At 55.8% G+C, this 17,786-nt stretch carries 15 protein-coding genes; 5 read left to right on the top strand and 10 right to left on the bottom strand.

Annotated features, from left to right (window positions below; genetic code table 11):
* Window positions 1-8: 8 nt before the first annotated feature.
* From OLTU_RS04670 to pilM, 5 genes are read right to left on the bottom strand one after another with little or no spacing between them, the layout of a single operon-like run.
* A complete protein-coding gene (locus tag OLTU_RS04670; protein WP_141731593.1) occupies window positions 9-3,119 on the bottom strand; it encodes a secretin GspD/PilQ domain-containing protein in 3,111 nt (1,036 codons plus the stop codon).
* A 26-nt stretch (window positions 3,120-3,145) separates the two neighbouring features.
* Window positions 3,146-4,036, bottom strand: coding sequence for a pilus assembly protein PilP (locus OLTU_RS04665; protein WP_176736331.1), 891 nt, complete (start codon window positions 4,034-4,036; stop codon window positions 3,146-3,148).
* 19 nt (window positions 4,037-4,055) lie between these two features.
* A complete protein-coding gene (locus OLTU_RS04660) occupies window positions 4,056-4,649 on the bottom strand; it encodes a type IV pilus inner membrane component PilO (protein WP_141731591.1) in 594 nt (197 codons plus the stop codon).
* Window positions 4,650-4,656: 7 nt separating this feature from the next.
* Complete coding sequence (locus OLTU_RS04655) at window positions 4,657-5,463, bottom strand: PilN domain-containing protein (protein WP_141731590.1); 807 nt, start codon at window positions 5,461-5,463, stop codon at window positions 4,657-4,659.
* Window positions 5,464-5,478: 15 nt separating this feature from the next.
* A complete protein-coding gene (pilM, locus tag OLTU_RS04650; protein WP_141731589.1) occupies window positions 5,479-6,546 on the bottom strand; it encodes a type IV pilus assembly protein PilM in 1,068 nt (355 codons plus the stop codon).
* A 331-nt stretch (window positions 6,547-6,877) separates the two neighbouring features.
* On the opposite strand from pilM, the gene OLTU_RS04645 reads away from it, so the two are divergent.
* The gene (locus OLTU_RS04645; protein ID WP_141731588.1) at window positions 6,878-8,224 is read left to right on the top strand and encodes a cystathionine beta-synthase; all 1,347 of its coding nucleotides are present in this window, start codon (window positions 6,878-6,880) and stop codon (window positions 8,222-8,224) included.
* Between the two features lie 208 nt (window positions 8,225-8,432).
* Window positions 8,433-9,065, top strand: a complete 633-nt coding sequence (locus OLTU_RS04640; RefSeq protein ID WP_141731587.1) for a DUF4360 domain-containing protein — start codon at window positions 8,433-8,435, stop codon at window positions 9,063-9,065.
* A 9-nt stretch (window positions 9,066-9,074) separates the two neighbouring features.
* Here the strand turns inward: OLTU_RS04640 and OLTU_RS04635 are convergent, their stop codons facing one another.
* Both OLTU_RS04635 and OLTU_RS04630 read right to left on the bottom strand, forming a co-directional pair.
* Window positions 9,075-10,823: a TIGR02147 family protein gene (locus OLTU_RS04635; RefSeq protein ID WP_141731586.1), complete on the bottom strand. Its 1,749-nt coding sequence runs from the start codon at window positions 10,821-10,823 to the stop codon at window positions 9,075-9,077.
* A gap of 10 nt (window positions 10,824-10,833) precedes the next feature.
* Window positions 10,834-11,793 (bottom strand): hypothetical protein, encoded by a 960-nt coding sequence (locus OLTU_RS04630; RefSeq protein ID WP_141731585.1) that lies wholly within the window; start codon window positions 11,791-11,793, stop codon window positions 10,834-10,836.
* Between the two features lie 273 nt (window positions 11,794-12,066).
* Between OLTU_RS04630 and OLTU_RS04625 the strand changes: the two genes are divergently transcribed.
* Window positions 12,067-13,737, top strand: coding sequence for an AMP-binding protein (locus tag OLTU_RS04625; RefSeq protein WP_141731584.1), 1,671 nt, complete (start codon window positions 12,067-12,069; stop codon window positions 13,735-13,737).
* Here OLTU_RS04625 and OLTU_RS04620 read toward each other — a convergent pair.
* Complete coding sequence (locus OLTU_RS04620; protein ID WP_141731583.1) at window positions 13,722-14,915, bottom strand: cytochrome P450; 1,194 nt, start codon at window positions 14,913-14,915, stop codon at window positions 13,722-13,724. The two genes, OLTU_RS04625 and OLTU_RS04620, sit on opposite strands and share 16 nt — an antisense overlap.
* Complete coding sequence (locus OLTU_RS04615; protein WP_141731582.1) at window positions 14,912-15,484, bottom strand: TetR/AcrR family transcriptional regulator; 573 nt, start codon at window positions 15,482-15,484, stop codon at window positions 14,912-14,914. Before OLTU_RS04615 ends, OLTU_RS04620 begins: the two co-directional genes overlap by 4 nt.
* Before the next feature lie 106 nt (window positions 15,485-15,590).
* Here OLTU_RS04615 and OLTU_RS04610 point away from each other — a divergent pair, with 106 nt between their 5' ends.
* Entirely contained in the window at window positions 15,591-16,655 is a 1,065-nt protein-coding gene (locus OLTU_RS04610; RefSeq protein WP_141731581.1) for an NAD(P)H-dependent flavin oxidoreductase, read from the top strand.
* Here OLTU_RS04610 and OLTU_RS04605 read toward each other — a convergent pair whose 3' ends face one another.
* Window positions 16,656-17,312: a hypothetical protein gene (locus OLTU_RS04605; RefSeq protein ID WP_141731580.1), complete on the bottom strand. Its 657-nt coding sequence runs from the start codon at window positions 17,310-17,312 to the stop codon at window positions 16,656-16,658.
* Between the two features lie 123 nt (window positions 17,313-17,435).
* Between OLTU_RS04605 and OLTU_RS04600 the strand changes: the two genes are divergently transcribed.
* Entirely contained in the window at window positions 17,436-17,768 is a 333-nt protein-coding gene (locus OLTU_RS04600; RefSeq protein ID WP_141731579.1) for a hypothetical protein, read from the top strand.
* Window positions 17,769-17,786: the final 18 nt, after the last annotated feature.

Below are 17,786 nucleotides of genomic sequence, written 5' to 3'. Positions count from 1 at the left end.
GCTCTCCTTCACATCACCTGGCTGGGTTGGCTGCTCTTGGCCGCGGAAGTTTCCATTCGTTCTTCACTATTGTTGCCGGATACGATCGTCGGGGTGACCATGATCAGAAGTTCCGTCTGGTTTTCCACCGTTTGCGTTGAACGGAAGAGGGCCCCGAGGATCGGAATATCGGACAGCAGCGGCACGCCCGAAACCGTGGTGGTGCGGCTCGTATCATAGATGCCGCCGATCACTCCGGTATCACCGCTCTGGCGAACCATCTGCGTGGTCAATTCCCTGGTGTTTTTGGTGGCCAAGGCTTCCCCGGTGGAATCGCCCGGCGTATCGCTCTTGATCAGAAGATCCATGATCACAGAACCCAGTGCTGTGATCTGCGGTTTGACATCCAGCTGCAGGTTGAAGGTGACTTCCGCAAGACCCACGGCTTCGCCATTGCCGGCTCCGCCACCGGCCGGAATTTGTCCGGGAATGGTGGCCGCCCCGGCTGCAGGACGGAAGAAGCGCGAGTTACCAGCGAGGATCGAAGCCTTTTGCCCATCCAGGACCAGAACGCGGTTGGACTGCAGAACGTTGGTCGTGCCTTTCTTTTCCTCCATCTTGAGGAGCAGATCAAGATCGACGAACTTGTTCAAAGAACCGAAGCGGAAGCGTCCCACCCCAGCGGTATTAGCTGCAGCGACCCCGGGATCGACGGCAAAACTGGAACCCACCGAGTTCGGGAAGTTCAAGGTGCCAAAGCCAAGGGCACGACCAGGATCAAAGTTGAAGCTGTTGCCCCAGGCCACACCAAAGAAATTGTTCAGGGTCTTTTGCACCTCCACGATCCGCGAGGCGATTTCCACCTGCGGGGTTTCCAGATCGAGGCGTTCAATGATCGCCTTGGCTTTGTTGAGCACCTGCACCGAGGCTTCCATGACGATGGCATTGGTCCGATCATCGGCCTGAATCTTGGTGCGTTGATCGACCTCGATATCACGTGCCAGCAGAGCTGTCAGGCGTGTGGCCACATCACGGGCCACAGCGTTGTTCAAACGGAAGACCAGCACCTTGGTCGGGATGCGGCGCAATTCAAAAAGCTTGGCCTGTTCCAGATCCTGCATGTACTGAGTCAAACGCGTGACCTGATCGATCCGGACCACGCTTTCCCCGATGCGCACCATGCCGAGGCTATACGTTTCCAAAATGCCCTTCAACGCTTCATCCCAGGGCACGCCCTTGAAGTGCACGGTGACCGGTGTGTTTCCGATCTGACTGGAATAAACGAAGTTGTTGCCCGTTTCCTCTGAGAAGCTCTTGAGGACGAGGGACAGCGGGGCATCATAGAACTCCATGAAAATAGGCTTGCCAACGTAAGCCTGACCGCCATTGGGATCGGCCTGACCGGTCATTTCCATGGGCGCTGGCGTGTTGCTGGCGGGCATGGTCATCTGATCCATGGGGTCCTGGACCGGCGCGGCTGCCGGCGCTGGAGCAGGAGCTGGAGTCGGTTCCGCCATGGCCTCGTCGGTGATGGAAACATTTGCGGCCGGGTCGGCAGCTGGCAGTGCCTCCTCTTCCATGAGCGCCGGATCAGCGACGGAAGGAGCCATCTCATCCGCGACGGGAATCGCATTGGGCGTGGCTGCATTCTGGGGCGGGGCGTTCGGTATGAAATTGCCTTCCACCGTTTCGGTTGGAACATTCTGAATGGTATCGTTCGAGACCTCCTGCGCGGCCTCGTTATCCTTCGCCCGCTTCAAGGCGTCAAATGCAAAATTGGATTCCTCTTCCTCTTCAAACGCCTCATTCAAATCATCCTGCCCCACGGAGCTGAGGGAGAATCTTTCGATGTGATAGACCGCACGCTGCTGCCGGGGAGCCGGCTTGCGATTGAAATCCTCGGGCAGACCCTGCTCGTCGGTTGCGTCCTCGCGATAGGAACGAATCACATCCTTGATCGGACGCAGCGCGGTGGGCTCGTCACGGAAAATGGTGCGTCGATGGCCGAGAACGTCCGGACCGTTGGGCGAGGATATTTTGGTTTCCTGGCGCAGCGGTGTTTCGTTGCCGGTCACCAGACTGATGGCCCGATCCTTGATGCGGCGACGGGACGCCCGGGCGTTATTAAAATAAGTTTCCGGGATTTTATAAACGAGCAGCATGCGGCCTTCGCGCGCATAAAACTCAGGCAGAATGGGATCGCGATGGGTCAGCACCACATCCACAACGCCCTTGTCCTTGAATTCGCGCATACGGATATAAGCAACCGGCGAACGGAATTCGCTGGAGTTGATATCCCAATGAATTTTCCGGCGCAGACGCGTCGCATAAAAGCGGATCACGAGTTCAAGCTGCTGGGAACGGTTGGTTTCCTCAAAGATCTCGTAATCGGGATTGCCTTGACTGAAGAGTTCCACTTTCAGCTGGCGCTGTTTTTCTGCAATACGATAGCCCACCCAGCTGAGAACGCTCGACACGGGTTCCAGCTCCTCGGCCGGGGCGGGAGCCGGCTGGGTCGGAGCCATCGGCGCCGCCGGTGCAGGAGCGGGTGCCGCCGCAGGAACCGTGGGGTTGACCGCAGCGGTTTGTTCCACCATGCCCGGAGGCACCTGATCGGAGCCTTCGCCGATGGGATCAATGTTATCCGTGAAGTTGCCCATATCGCCGAATTCAGCCGCAGCGGCCGCGGCCACGGGATCGCCTTCATCCATCAGCATGGCATCCGGGACGGTCGGATTCGAATTGATCAGCGCCGAATCCTGGCCCATATCAGAGGCCGCAAAGGATTCCGATGTCGGATCGATCATGGTATCAGGATCACCGGTGGTATTCACCAGCGTGTTTTCCTCGAACTCATCCCCAAACATATCCTCACGGGAGTTGGATGCTTCATTGACGAAGTTCTCCCCTTCGCTTTCGGCGTTCAGGAAGTTGGCTTCATCTCCGGCATTCAGGGTCGAGCCACCTTCATTGACCATGGCTTCATTGATGGCCGCCTCAGCATTCTCTTCGCTGAACTCCAATTCCGCCAGGCGATCGGCATCGGACGTTTTCGCCGCCTTGTTCGTTGAACTGCAGCTCAGAAGCAGCAAGCAACTGATGAGCGCCAGACGTTGACGGCCTCTTCGCAAGTATTTCATCCATCATCCTCCTGTTCCCGTTCGCTTTACTTCGGCGTGCGGGGAACGACTGGGTCGAGTCCTTTTTCAACGGGCTGAATCGGTTGCACACCGGCTGCAGGGATCGGGGCCACACCACCAGGAGCCACGGCGGGAACTGCTGCCGGCGCGCCAGGAGTAGGCATCGGTGAGGCCGGCGCCACAGGATTCAGTGCCTGGCCCAAAGGCGCCACCGGCATCGGTTTTCTGTCAGCATCGGGATTCACAAAAACAGGATCCTTGCCGGGTTCGAGTTTGATCACGCCCTGGCTGGCATCCGAGCTTCCACCAATTTTCATGCCCACATCTTCATATTCACGCACACCATCGGAACGCAGGCGATAGAGCCGCACGGTGAGCAGTTCGCGTTTGATGCTCAGCACCTTGCCCGAGGAGATGGGATCACCTTCCTTGACGACGACGCCTTCGCCTTTGGGGGTCAGGATCACGGCCCGCACCTCACCGGTGGAGAGCTGCCATATGCCTTTGACATTGAGATCATTGAGAGGATAACGCTGCAAAGGACTGGTGATTTTTATCTCACTGCCTTCGGGCGTAACGGAGGCACCAGCGCTGGTGCCTGGATCCATGAGAGCCGCCGGAGCCTGAAAGGGATCCGGTCGCCCAAAGGATGCGTAGCTGTATTCGCTGGATGGTTCGACGATTTCGCGAATTTTCACCGAGCTGCCCACGTCTATGGTGGAGCGGGTGGGCGTGCTATCCCATTCCTCTTCCACCTGCTCCAAATCGATTTGATTCAAATCGAGGCGCTCAGCCGGTTTTCTTTTCTTGACCGGCTTGGCATTGATCGGTTCCGCGTTCTGAGCCAGTCTCCGGGAATGGGGAATGGGGTCGGCGGCCAGCATGCTCCCCGAGGGCAGCAGCAGGAGAAACATCATTGGGCGCATCCAACACATCTTACATCCCCTTGAACAGAATCAAACGCGCACTGGTTTCCAGAAGCGGAGGTTCGCCGGGTTTCTTGGTCATATCCTGCACGCTATTGCCGAATTGAATATTGCGCACATGAGTCAGGTTCGGCATATGGACCAGGCGATCCAGAAAGCGCATCGTTTGCGGAAAGCTGGCCTGCAGCACGAGATCCACCGGCATTTCCTTGTATTCCAAAGTCGGATTGGGCTGATACTCCTGCCCCGGTGTGAACTTGGCGATTTTCACATCAAGTTCCTTTTCCAGGTTGCCGAGCGAAGCGAGTATGCCATCCATTTCAATGCGATCCGGCAGAATCTGCTTGGCGCGCTTGAGCTCCTCTTCAATTTCTGAAAGCCTGGCCATCAGCGCCGGAAGCTCCGCCACTTTTTGTTTGGCCGCTTCAAACTTCTGACGTTCGGTTGCGACGTCCACTTCCGCTTGCGTCCGCCTGGCTTCAAGGGATTCCCCTTGATTGAACCAGGTATTAAGGGCCGGCAGCAAGGCCAACAGCCCCACGAGCCCATAACGGACCTGGCGTTTGGAATTGCGGTACTTGTCGATCAGATCTTCCAATTCCATGGCGTCCTCAGTTCATACTGGCCTGACCGTTGCGACGGAAATCATCGATAAACTGGCTGAATTTACCTGTACTATCCGTATCGCGACCGGTGCGTTCACGTGAGTTGAGCTGCAACTTGAAGTTGACGTAGTCAGAGGATTTGCCATCCATTTTCTGCGTCGAGACCTGGGAAAAGTTAAGCGCCACATCGCTGAAGAAAAGCTGCGTGCGCAGATCAGACTTTTCATAGGCCTGATTCTGGGTCGTCTTAAGGGCCATCATGAATTCGGCAATCTGCACGTTGCTCGTGGCACTGCCGCTGATTTCAATGACGAAGGGATATTCCGCACCGGCACCATCCAGTGGAATGGCTGCCTGGGGCGCACCCGGAGCGGCGCCATTGGCCGCCATCGGTTGATTCATATCAGGAGGCGGCGCCTGCTGGCCGTCCGCTTTCTTGTCGATAAAGGCCAGCGCGGTCAGCCAAACACCTGACGGTTTCAGGTTCTGAATATTCTCGAGGAGGATGATGGGCAGGAACCGCACCAGTTTCGATTCGGTGATGCGCTTCAGTGAGAATTTTTTCGACTCCAGGAGCTCGATCTTTTGATTCAGGGAGTTGTAGCGTTCCACTTCCGAGGCAAGCGCCTGGGTTTCCGCCGCCATGCGGTTCTTGTCCGCTTCCAGTGCCGCGATTTCAGCCTCCACGGAGCTCACGTAAATGTAGACGCCGCCGAGGCTCAGGAGCAGTATGACCAGCAGCACGGATAGATCCGGAATCCACCAGTAGGGATTCTCGAGTTCTTCAACCGGTGTGAGGTTTATTTTAATCACGGGCCCGTCATCCTCTTAGCCAACATCTGTGAAGTCACGCAAACCCAGGCCCACGCTGATGCCGAACAGCGAACCCTGAGTCATGATATAGTCCATGTCGATGCCCGAGGGTTTGATGTCAATCCTTTGAAAGGGATTGATCACCTGCACCGGGGCTCTTAAAACCGAGGAAATGGTGGAGCCGAGATCCAGCGTGCTGGCGGCACCACCGGCCAGGAAAATATGGTCGACCTTCTCAAAACGCCCGCTCATTTCCTCGCTTTGGAAATAGGTCAGCGTCGTATTGATTTCGACCGCGATCTGATCATTGATTTCCTGGATGGCCGGACGCACCCGATCAGCTATCGCCTGATCGCCCATCGAGGCGGAGATTTTCAGGGATTCGGCATTATCAAAGTCCACCCGCAGATTCTCGGCGATGCGGGCGCTGATATCGTTGCCGCCGGTGAAGAACTCACGAGAGAACAGGAATTCCCCATTGTAGAGGAAGATCACCTGCGTGGCGCTGGCCCCGATATTGACGGCCATCGTCAGGGCATCCGCCACGGGATAGTTATGATCGAACATGTTGGCGAGACAGAAAACGTCGCAATCCGTGATGCCGACTTTCAAACCCACGCGATGGATGAGCTCGACATACTGCTCAATGGTTTCGATTTTCGCAGCAACAAGGATAAAGGAACGCTGTCCCTCATCCACAAAGGCGGATTCAATTTCCTGATGCCTAAAGTACATCTCATCAAGATTCGAATGGAACTGCTGCTTGGCTTCCTCGTAGAGCGCCTCGTCCGTATCCGTATCCTCTTCCACATTCACGGTGACCCGCTTGATGAGAGTGGATACGCCCGAGACGGAGATGGCCACACGCCGGGCCTTGGTTGAGATACCGAGACGATCCATCAGTTTTTTCAAAGCCCGCGAGACCACTTCGGACTCACGAATGATTCCGGCCTCAATCGCTCCACGCGGCAGCAGTTCGATGCCTAAATTGTGGAGCTTTTTCTGTTGCCCGCCCGACATTTCGATCGCCTTGATCGAGGAGGAACCGATGTCGATGGCCAGCAATGGTTTTTTAAATAGCATGCCATAGCCCGCAGTGGTGAATTGTCTGGAAACCGAAGTTTACGGCCAGTGTGACAAGTTGCTGTGAGTCCGGGGACTCCGAAAAACCGGCCTGGTCAAGAATATGACGAGATATCATTCATTATTGTTTCACTGACACCCTTGCCTGTCAACGAGTGCACGGCGTCAAGATTTTGTTACTGCTCGACATGACCTCGAAATTCCTGTGCATTCCTGTTAATTATGGAAGGTGGATAAGAGCCAGTTCACACAGGGATTGACAACTCACTGGCAGCTTCAGGTAAAACCGGGGGATTGGTCCTGTTTTTCCCCTACTAGGAAGGATAAGTGCATGCTTTGCGAAACCATTCTCGATGCGATTGGCAATACGCCTTTGGTGAAACTCCATAGGGTCGGCAGCAATCTCGCCTGTAATCTCTACGCCAAATGCGAATTCATGAACCCAGGCGGTTCAGTCAAGGATCGTATCGGCTATCGGATGGTCACGGACGCCGAGAAACAGGGCCGGATCAAGCCAGGCGACACGCTGATTGAGCCCACCAGCGGCAATACCGGGATCGGTATCGCTTTGGCCGGTGCCGTGCGCGGCTATCGTGTCATCATTACCATGCCCGAAAAAATGAGCCGGGAAAAGCAGGTGGTGCTGGAAGCACTGGGCGCCGAAATTATCCGGACCCCAACCGAAGCGGCCTGGGATGCTCCGGAAAGCCATATCAGCGTGGCCAAGCGTCTGCAAAAGGAATTGCCCAACGCGCATATCCTGGACCAGTATTCCAACCCCTCCAACCCCAATGTGCATTATGAAACCACCGCGGAAGAGATCCTGCGCGATCTGAACGGCAAGGTGGATATGGTCGTGATCGGCGCCGGGACCGGCGGGACCATTACCGGTGTGGCCAAGCGTCTGAAGGAAGCCTGCCCCGACTGCATTATCATCGGCGCGGACCCTGAAGGTTCGATCCTGGGCGGTGGCACCGAGGTCGCGTCCTATAAAGTGGAAGGCATCGGCTATGACTTCATCCCCGATGTGCTCGACCGTGAGCTGGTGCAGACCTGGGTCAAGACCAACGATCGGCAATCCTTCCTGCTCGCGCGACGTTTGATTCGCGAGGAAGGTCTGCTCTGCGGTGGTTCGTCAGGTTCCGCTCTGTTTGCGGCCTTGAGGGAAGCCAAAAGGTTGAAAAGAGGCCAAAACTGTGTGGTTCTGCTGGCCGACGGCGTGCGCAACTACATGACGAAATTCGTCGATGACAAGTGGATGGCGGATAACAGCTTCTCCGGCCCCTCGGCGCTGGAAGGAACGGTGCAACGCCTCGTGGAAGCGAAGCCCAAACGCAATCTCATCACGGTCAGCGTCGATGAAAGCGCGGCAAAAGCCATTGAGCTGATGCGGACCCAGTGCATCTCGCAGCTGCCGGTTCTGAACAACAACTACCTGGTCGGGATTCTGACCGAGGATCACCTTCTGCACTTCCTCAGCTCCACGGATGCCGTGGATGAGAAGGTGGGTGCGATCATGGAACGCTCGGTCCCCACGGTGGAACTGAACACACCCATCAGTTCGCTGCAGGGCGCCATCATGAAGTCGGGCCTGGCGATCGTCCTCGACAAGCAGAACCATCCGCTGCATATCCTCACCAAAATTGATTTGGTGGAATGGATGTCCAAAAAAGTCTAATCCGCCGGCCTTTCCCGTCCACCATCCCTGCCATGCGGGGGTGGCGGCTGGGATGTTCCCCCCATCCGCGTTCTGCCAGCTTCGTTCACTCGGTGAACACAATTCACAGCCTGAAGCCAGGGCCTGGCGACAGCTCCTGACTTCGTCTTGAGTCTCGACAATAATTTGTTAATGTGAGTCTGGAAATTGCTCTTTAAAGGAGAAGTTTATGCGAATGCCGTATTTCCTCATAGGGAGCTGTCTGCTAAGTCTGACAGCCCCGACGGAAGGGCAGGAAATGGTGCCCGATTATTTCGAAATCACGGACGTCATCTTCAATGGTGATGGCTGCCCACCGGGGAGTGTCGACAAGAATGTAGCCGCGGATCGCCTCAGTTTTTCCCTCATTTTTCGCAATTACATCGCGGAGGCGGCGCCTCATCTGAGTCCGAGTGATGGCCGTCGGGCCTGCCAGGTCACAGTCAATCTCAGGGTTCCCCCCGGCTGGCGCTTTGCGGTCGCAGGCTTTGATTATGCGGGTTATATGAATCTCGATGAAGGGATCCATGCCGAGCATAAAACGAGCTATTACTACCAGGCCACCGACAAACAGGGCGAATTCACCAACACCAAAAAGGGCCCGCAGCAGAATCCTTTCCACTTTCAACAGGACGTCAAGCTGCATGACAAGCTCTGGTCGTCCTGTGAGACCAAACGTGCCTTGAATATTAAAACCGCCATCCGCGTCTGGAATAACGACCGGACGAGGTATCCCAATGCCGCGGGTGTGATGGGCGCGGATAGTTTGATTGGTGACTTTCATGATCAGAAATGGAAATTGAGCTGGGCCCGTTGCCCATAAAACGCGGGGTCAGGTCGGACCCTGAAACATTTGAATGCTGAGCTGAAACACCTGATCCTGATCGCGTTCCTTGCCGGTGCGATCCAGAAGGCCGTGCAGCCATTCCCGGATCTTTTGCCTTGCGACATCGAACGACTGCGAATCAATGAGGACATGGATCGCCAGCGAACGCATGGTGTCGGGCGGATCGTCCAGGACAGCCGCCGCCAGCTCAGACATCTCTTCATGGATCCGCAGAATTTTTTCGTGGGCTTTTTCGTCCCCCGTGACCACGTTGCGCTCTCTTTGATGATAGCGGCGCTGGTTCGGATCATAACTGATCATGCCCATTGCCAGGAGGGAATCGAGCGCCTTCTTCACCGCCGTCCCGGAGACATTCGGCGCGAGGCAGGAGGCTATGGCCGCAGGATCAGCGGGAACCGCGGGAAGGGCAATGATTTCCCGAACGATCATGGGCAGCCAGCTGGCCCCATCATGATCCTGTTTTTTCCGTCCCTGGGATTGCGGTTTGCGAGCGTGAGGGTTCACCGACAGCGGAAAAAAATGGCTGAGAATGGTGATGCACTGGCCATCCTCCTTGTTCGTTCCATACGTCCGGATAAAGTCACGCCAGACACATTCCATTTCCCGGGCATATCGTTCCGCGCTGGCTCCGGGGATGGTAAACACCATGGCCTGCAATTCGCGCTGACTGCTTAGGAACGTGGAGCGTCCGAGTTTGGCGAAATCCAGGAAATCTCGCGCGAGTTCGGTTTCCATCAGGTGCAGGGCACTCACGGGATAAAGCGAGGCCGCTCCGGGAATGCCGCGCTTTGTCAGAAGACGCTGCCTTGCGCTCATTTCATCCCGATGGAAAAAGGAGACCTGATGGGTCGCCTTCGCGGGATCACGGGCCTGAAAATAGGCCGCGATGGTTTTCAATTCGGAAAGGCGCGGACTCTGGTTTTCCTCTTTCAGAAAAAAACCGGCGGGCAGCACCAGCGGCAGCTCCAGACCGATCGCCTGGGGCTGATTCTGAACCAGTTCAAGGCTGCGGCGGATGACCTTGCGAAAGTCCTTGAAAAAAGGCGTGCGGCCCGAGCTGTGAACGAGCTTCCAACCCGCTTCATCCATTTCCTCGAACAGCTGCTTTTGGACGTTTTCCTGCAGCAGATTGTGAACGGAACCGACCACCAGCTCCATCTCGTGCCGCACGGGGTGGACCAGAAGGTGATAATCCTTGCCGGCTTTCGTGGGATTCGAACGAGCGGCGAAACTGATGGGATGGTTGACGATGGGCTCGTGAAACTGCGAGGCCCGGGTATAGGCCATCCGAAGCTGGGCGGGATTCAGAGTGCCCTTGATGCCTGCGTTGAAGAGTTTGAGGTTGGCATAGGCTTCCAGCCAGGCGGGATGCCACGACAGGACAAGCTCGTTTCGCGAGGGCAGCGTGATCAGGACCTGATCGTCATGCGTGGTATCGATATCCACGACAAAGCCGGGAAGGTCGGGATAGAGTTCGGCCACCACCACCTGGATCACCTTGATCTCAGGATAACGCGGCAAGGCGTTCCAAACGCCTTTGAGTCGATCCACCGTCAAGTGAAGATGATGCAGACGGTCGGGAATGTGCAGATCCACCTGGGATTTGACGGCCGCCTCCACGAGATGAAGCGGAGGCGTTTCCCAGGCTTTCAAGGAGTCGGCGTGGACATGCAGCAGAAACTTATAACGCCTGGCATCAAATTCAACTTTGAGTTTATCTGGGATTTTATTCATGCGGCTCTCGTTAGGGGCAGCTGAGATCGGACGGCAGGGCCGGAACTTTCAGACTGGCCTTGCCGGGAACGGCGATCCCTTTCAGCCTTTGCCAGGCTTCGGCTCTTTGCTCCGCCGTATAGGTCGTGCCGTCAGGGAGAGGACGGCCTCCACACCAGGAAGGAGCATCCGCTGCCTCATCAAAGACGGTCGTATTGCAGTCGGGACGAAAGATATTATAGGTCACGAATTCGCCGACACCGGCATCATCGAATAATCCCGCAAAATACTCATCGCCTTCATCCTGGATCGTTGCGGCTTCCTCATACCAGTTATGAACACCGGCCAGGGTAAAGGTTCCGTTCTCATACGTGCCCACCGTGTGATCGGCCAGATGGCTGCCGTCCGCACCGGGCAAAGGCTGGCCTGGAGTGGCGGTCAGCCAGACATCGATACTGGATCGCGTTCCCTTCGTATAGGTGATTTCGGAGAGCATGTTGCTCTTGCGCCGCGCATCGACCGGATCGATGGCGTGATCGCGGATCGTATGCACCGAACCGGTCGCCGGCGTCCACTCCACAATTTGAAAGGGCGTGCTGTCGTAACAGATCACGGCCTGGTACACATAGCCGTCCGGGTGATCTGTGAGTTCCAGAATGCGGCCGCTGACCTTGCCGTCCGCGCCCTTACCCGTAAAATCACCCACTGACTGAACAGCATCTGCGTTGAGTCGACTGATCATTTGATTGACCCGATCGATGGTCTCATCAATCCTGCGGGCGGAATCTTCAAAGATGCGATCGGGCAGTTCGGGGGCCAGTTCGTAACCGGACACGCTGGTGGGGATATCATAGTTGATGGTCTGAACAAACCCGGTTTGATCCCCGCCCTCTGCGGGATTTCCCGGGTTGCCAATGATGATGCCGCACGCCCCAAGACTTGTGGACAAGGCCAATCCCAACAGGACCTTGGCGCCCTTTGACTCCTGCATAATCAATCCCAGCCTCCTGGCCTTCGGATGAAAAAGACAAAAATGAGCGGATGTCACCCATCATACCACAGGGGCGAGCACGGCAGGAGGGACGGTGTTATTCCGCAGGCTGGGGTTTACGATTGTGCTCCTGTTCATAAATTCTGAATGCGTCCGTGAAACCCCACAAAACATTCTGAAATGAATGGAAACCCCTCCAGTTTCCTCTTTCTCACAACTGGCATAACTGCTATCAACAGCTCATCTTTCAATCAACAGGGGGAACGGCATACCATGAGTGAACCTATGCTCAAAACACCACTCGATATGTTCCATGAGCGCGAGAAAAATCATCCGAATCGCGTTTTTCTGCGGCAGCCTCTCAACGGCCAGTGGCATGAATACACCTGGGGAGAAGCCGGGCGTCAGGCGCGACGCATGGCCCAGGTCCTGCATGATCTGGGTTGCCAAAAGGGGGATCGGGTGGCGATCCTATCCAAAAACTGCGCGCACTGGATCATGGCCGACCTGGCGATTATGATGGCCGGTTGTGTGAGCGTTCCTTTGTATCCGACCCAGCAGGCGGATTCGATTGAGTATGTCCTGCAGCACAGCGAGACCAAGGTGATCTTTGTTGGGAAACTGGATGAAGGCCCGAAGATGGAGCCTGGCATTCCTGCGAGCGTGAAGCGCATCCGTTTCCCCTATCCGGACCCGATGCAGGCTGAACACGATTGGAAGGAGCTGGTGGAGAATGGCCCCGGCCTGACAGGACAGTACCGGCCGGATCCCGATGATCTGGCGAGCATTATTTATACGTCGGGAACCACAGGCTTTCCGAAAGGCGTGATGCATAGTTTCCGGACGATCGCTCATGCCGCGATGGGTTATAGGCAAACATTCGATTGTAGTCCGGAGGATCGATTTTTCTCCTATCTTCCGCTCTCGCATGTGGCCGAGCGGGTGCTGGTGGAAATGAACGGCATTTATTGTGGGGCCACCATCAGCTTTGCGGAATCGTTGGACACCTTCGCTCAGAACCTGCGGGATGTGGCGCCGACCGCATTTTTCTCGGTGCCAAGGCTTTGGAAAAAGTTCCAGCAGGGTATTCTGGAAAAGGTTCCCCAGGAAAAACTCGATCGTCTGCTGGCCATTCCCGTCGTATCCGGTCTGATCAAACGGAAAATTCGCAAAGGTCTCGGCCTTCACAAGTGCCGTTCGATCGGTTCCGGAGCGGCGCCGATAGCTCCCTCGCTGCAGGCCTGGTATCAAAAGATCGGGATTGATATCCTCGAAGGCTACGGCCTCACCGAGAACTTCGCCTATGCCACCGCCAATCGCATCGGCAAAAACAGGATCGGGACCGTGGGGGCCGCCCAGCCGCATACGGAAGTGAATATCGCGGAAAATGGCGAGATCTGGATTAAAAACAAGGCTGCCATGCTGGGCTATTACAAGGATCCGGCGAGCACCGCGGAGGTGCTGTTCGATGGTGCCATTCGCACGGGTGACATGGGTGAGATCGATGCCGACGGCTGTTTGAAAATCACCGGCCGCATCAAGGAGATTTTCAAAACAGACACCGGCAAGTATGTGGCTCCGGCGCCGATTGAAAATCACTTCCTGGCTGACAATCCCTATATTGAGCAGCTTTGCATCACCGGCAATACGCTGCCCAGTCCGGTGGCGCTGTGTGTGCTCACGGAATCAGCGCGCAAACAGCCGCAGGAATTGATTCTGAAGGAATTTTCGGAATCCCTGCTTCGTCTGAATAAAAAGCTCGACAAGCATGAGCGCATCAACCGCTGCATTCTGATTCACGAGGACTGGACCGTCGATGGAGGAATGATGACGCCGACTTTGAAAGTGAAGCGTCATCAGGTTGAGGCGAAATACCGCCATGTCATTTCCAAAGCGATGCTGGCGGATCAGCCGATCGTCTACGAGCATCACTTGCCACAGTGATTCCACATCCCCTGGCCCGCGGGTTCCTTGATGCGCATCAGGAGCCGGCGCGGTCCCAGGGTATGAAGCCCTGGATTGGGTTCATACGAATCCATTTCAAGTTCAAAATCAGAGATATGCTCGATAAAGGTCTTCAAGGCCACCTTCGCCTCCAGTCTGGCCAGGCTGGACCCCAGGCAATAATGAATCCCGTGCCCGAACGCGAGATGATCGGCTTTTCTCCTGAGTTTAAAAACATCAGGTTCATCGAACACCAGGGGATCCCGATTCGCGGAACCTATAACAGGAATGACAAGCTGCTGAGGCTTCAGCTGGTGCCCGTTCAAGCTCGTTGGAAGTTTTGTCATGCGGTACATATACTGGACGGGAGACATGAAGCGAAGCGTTTCATCAACCCAGGCCTCCAAAAGATCCGGATCGTTCTGCACCTCCTGACGAATCCAGGGGTTTTCAAACAGACAGACGATCGCATTGCTGATCAGGTTGGTTGTCGTTTCATGCCCGGCCGAGATCAGGAGTTCAAACATGCCCAGCACTTCATCCCAGGACAGGCCCGCATCATCCAGCAACAGATGATCCAGAATCGAGGAGACCTGCGCCCCACGCCTGCTCTTCATGCCTGACAAATAATCCGCGATCTCGGTGCGAGCGCTCCGGTAGCGATCGCTGGCCACCTGGGCGTCCGGACCACCCTGAACAACTCTGCTGAGACCGAGTATGCTTTCACTCCAGAGCTTGCACCGGGTCCAATCTTCCTGCGGCAGACCCATCAGCTGGGAAATGGCAAAAATAGGCAGAGGCCCACTGTAGGAGGAGACCAGGTCCATGGCTGTGAATCCCTTCAAACTGGCGATAAGGTCGGCACTCAATTGTTTCAACGGAAGGGATAAGGTTTGAACTTTCTTCGCTATCAATGCGGAGGATACAGTCGAGCGCAGTCTGGCATGAAGAGGCGGGTCCGTGAAGACCATCCAGAGCGGACTTTTGTGATACTCATTGTCCAAGGCGGATCCAAAGATGCTGTGATCAGAAAGCACTCTTTTTACATGGGCATGATCGAAGACAAACCAGGCGTTGAAGTCCTCGGAATAAAAAACAGGATCCGATTCCCGAAAGGCTTGATAGAGGTCATAGGGATTTTTGCGAGCGCTGGGACTGAAGAGTTGCTGGAGGTTCATGACTCAAGTCTCCTTGGCGAATTCAGCAAGGTTTTTAGGGTGGTTGTGATCTGCTGTTTGGAAGGCGTGCTCGTGTGTGTCCACTGGCGCATCAGCCAGTGATGGCAGGTTCCCGTGATGATCATCATCAGGCTGCGGGCCTCGATCGCGTCCGGCAGGTTCAGTTTTTTCGCGAGGCTTTGGAAGAACTGTTCCACAGCTCCAAAGTGAAAGGGTGTGCTGATGCCATGGATCTGGGCATCCATGAACATCCAAAGGTAATGGCGCAGTCGATCCGGATCCGCGTCCCAGAACTTGAAAATGCCATCGATGACGTCATCCCAGGTCTGGATATTGTCCGAGAGCAAGGATTCAAAAATAAGAAGGAAATCCTTTTCCGCTTTCTCCCTGACCTTCGCCAGAAGGTTGGCCTTGTCCCCAAAGTGATGGGAGATGACGCTGAACGTGACCCCCGCCTCGGCGGCAATCATTCGTAAAGACGTCCCTTCATACCCATGCCGGGCAAAAATTTTTGACGCTACGGTCAGGATATTTTCTCGTGTTTGTTCTCCATCCATTCGAAGGCGCATAACAGCCTCTTCTTAGATTGTACAAGTGTACTAACTAATCTTTGTTGACCTGTCAAGCCTTGGCGCTAGAGTCATCAGACATGCCAACTTAAGAGGGAGGACACGCATGATCCACTGGCCCGATCAAAGAATCATCCAGCTCCTTGGTATCGAGCATCCCATTCTGCAAGCCCCGATGGCCGGCGTGCAGGGGGCGGACCTGGCTCTGGCCGTCGCACGGAGCGGTGGCCTCGGTTCCCTGCCTTGCGCGCTGCTGACGCCTGACAGGATGCGTGAAGAGATCCAGCGCATACGCAGCCAATGGAATGGCCCTTTCAATCTCAACTTTTTTTGCCACCAGCCGCCGGCCTACGATTCCGAAAAGGACAAACGCTGGAGGGCGGTTCTGCAGAAGTATTATCGAGAATTCGGATTGGATCCGGAGGCCAGGACGCCTGCAGCGACGCGAAATCCTTTTGATGAAGAATCCTGTCGCATCGTTGAAGAATTCAAACCGGCTGTTGTGAGTTTTCATTTTGGATTGCCGGATGAGCGCTGGCTCGCCCGTGTCAAGGCCAGCGGGGTCAGAATCCTTTCCTCCGCGACGACGGTGGAAGAGGCCCAATGGCTGGAAAAAAAGGGCTGCGATGCAATCATAGCCCAGGGTTCGGAAGCAGGAGGGCATCGCGGATCCTTTCTCGCCCGCGATGTCGCATCCCAGGTGGGGACCCTGGCTCTCGTTCCTCAGGTGGTTGATGCCGTTAAAATTCCCGTGATCGCCAGCGGAGGGATAGGGGATGCGCGTGGCATTCGTGCCGCCTTCGCCTTGGGTGCGGCCGCGGTTCAGTTGGGGTCTGCTTTTCTGCTCGCGACCGAGACCACCATCTCGAATGCCCACAGGCAGGCGCTCCGGTCCGCTCAGGACGATCAGACTGTTCTGACGAATATCTTCACCGGGCGCCCGGCGCGTGGCGTGATCAATCGACTCATTCGGGAGCTGGGGCCGATATCACATGATGTGCCTGAGTTTCCGCATGCGGCGGCGGCCCTGGCGCCACTACGCAGCGCGGCCGAAGCCAAAGGGCAAACTGATTTCAGCCCTCTCTGGGCCGGCCAGGCTATAAGGCTTGCGCGGGAGGAATCCGCGGCTGAGATCGTGAAGCGTCTGGTCGCGGATGTTCAGGGAAAATAATCAAAAGCACTTCCGGCCACCGAGTTGGCCGCCGCCCAGGAGAGCGGCACCACCGTCCTTGCAATCATAGTTATAGTTCACGTCAAAGTTCAAACTGTGGCGGAAATTCCAGGTCTTCTGCCGGGAGATGACGTCCGGAAATGTCCAGGTCTTGGCCCCCGTCTCGATGCAGTTGTGAAACCTGTCATCACGGATCTCAGCTGATTGAGAACGCAGCGAGACCAGCTCATGCTCGGCGAATGTTGCCACGATGGTAAACTCGCCTTCAATGGACAATTCCGCATCGCCCTCGCGAGCCTCCCAGATGGCTGTGCGCCGCTTGACAAGTTCATCGAAGCAGGAGCGGATCGTCTGGCGAACGACGCCACTGTAAAACTCTGCTGTCGCATCCTGAGGTTTTTTCCTGACGGCGAGGTCCTGTCCCTGCGGCAGCAGGGCTGCATAATGCGGAGCCTCGGGCCGCGCTTCGTTTTCCGGAGTCTTGAGGCTGCGCTTAAGATGCGAGGTGATCGGCGCCTTGTCGGCTGTTTCCGGTTCCACGACCGCTGCCTGCGGTTCGCCTGCCTGTCTGATCTGGCTGGAAGCACCCTGCCTGGACAAATAGAAGAGTGAGCCTGTGATGGCGAAACTGGAAATTATGATCCATTTGAGTACCATAAGACCTCTGAGTTTTGGACCTTTATCGGTATAACTTACCAATAACTTGAGTTTTTCTGCGCACCGCCGCAATTTTTGAATTCGCGCGTTCTTCCTTATGTTCCAACCACAAGGAGAACATCCATGCGTTTTGTCAAATTACTGGGAGTTTTCAGCATTCTGTTGAGTTCGGCATTGAGCGCCAACACGAGAGTCGACCTGACTCGCGTGGACAACTGGAACCTCGATGAACATGTGGTCGAGGTGGCTCGTAAAGCGGAGCAGGACGCCGCGCGGGATGCACTGGATCATTCCACAGGGGATGACTGCGACTCATGGGGCAGCTACGTCTGCCCGAGAACCGGCGAGGCTTTCGATTATGATCCGCCGCGCTGTGGAGGGTTTACCAAGCCAGCAGCCAAACGAGCTTGTGAAGCGGCCTGTGCCGTCGCATGCAAGGATCAAGGCTGGCAGTAACAGTGAAGCGGGCCTCGC

The sequence above is a fragment of the Oligoflexus tunisiensis genome (assembly GCF_001748245.1).
Lineage (GTDB): Bacteria > Bdellovibrionota_B > Oligoflexia > Oligoflexales > Oligoflexaceae > Oligoflexus > Oligoflexus tunisiensis.
This window is presented reverse-complemented; position numbering and strand designations above follow the sequence as displayed.

Coding starts and splice junctions, on each gene's coding strand:
- OLTU_RS04670 (WP_141731593.1), bottom strand. CDS start 3,119: ATGAAATACTTGCGAAGAGGCCGTCAACGTCTGGCGCTCATCAGTTGC.
- OLTU_RS04665 (WP_176736331.1), bottom strand. CDS start 4,036: ATGATGTTTCTCCTGCTGCTGCCCTCGGGGAGCATGCTGGCCGCCGAC.
- OLTU_RS04660 (WP_141731591.1), bottom strand. CDS start 4,649: ATGGAATTGGAAGATCTGATCGACAAGTACCGCAATTCCAAACGCCAG.
- pilM (WP_141731589.1), bottom strand. CDS start 6,546: ATGCTATTTAAAAAACCATTGCTGGCCATCGACATCGGTTCCTCCTCG.
- OLTU_RS04645 (WP_141731588.1), top strand. CDS start 6,878: ATGCTTTGCGAAACCATTCTCGATGCGATTGGCAATACGCCTTTGGTG.
- OLTU_RS04640 (WP_141731587.1), top strand. CDS start 8,433: ATGCGAATGCCGTATTTCCTCATAGGGAGCTGTCTGCTAAGTCTGACA.
- OLTU_RS04635 (WP_141731586.1), bottom strand. CDS start 10,823: ATGAATAAAATCCCAGATAAACTCAAAGTTGAATTTGATGCCAGGCGT.
- OLTU_RS04630 (WP_141731585.1), bottom strand. CDS start 11,793: ATGCAGGAGTCAAAGGGCGCCAAGGTCCTGTTGGGATTGGCCTTGTCC.
- OLTU_RS04625 (WP_141731584.1), top strand. CDS start 12,067: ATGAGTGAACCTATGCTCAAAACACCACTCGATATGTTCCATGAGCGC.
- OLTU_RS04620 (WP_141731583.1), bottom strand. CDS start 14,915: ATGAACCTCCAGCAACTCTTCAGTCCCAGCGCTCGCAAAAATCCCTAT.
- OLTU_RS04615 (WP_141731582.1), bottom strand. CDS start 15,484: ATGCGCCTTCGAATGGATGGAGAACAAACACGAGAAAATATCCTGACC.
- OLTU_RS04610 (WP_141731581.1), top strand. CDS start 15,591: ATGATCCACTGGCCCGATCAAAGAATCATCCAGCTCCTTGGTATCGAG.
- OLTU_RS04605 (WP_141731580.1), bottom strand. CDS start 17,312: ATGGTACTCAAATGGATCATAATTTCCAGTTTCGCCATCACAGGCTCA.
- OLTU_RS04600 (WP_141731579.1), top strand. CDS start 17,436: ATGCGTTTTGTCAAATTACTGGGAGTTTTCAGCATTCTGTTGAGTTCG.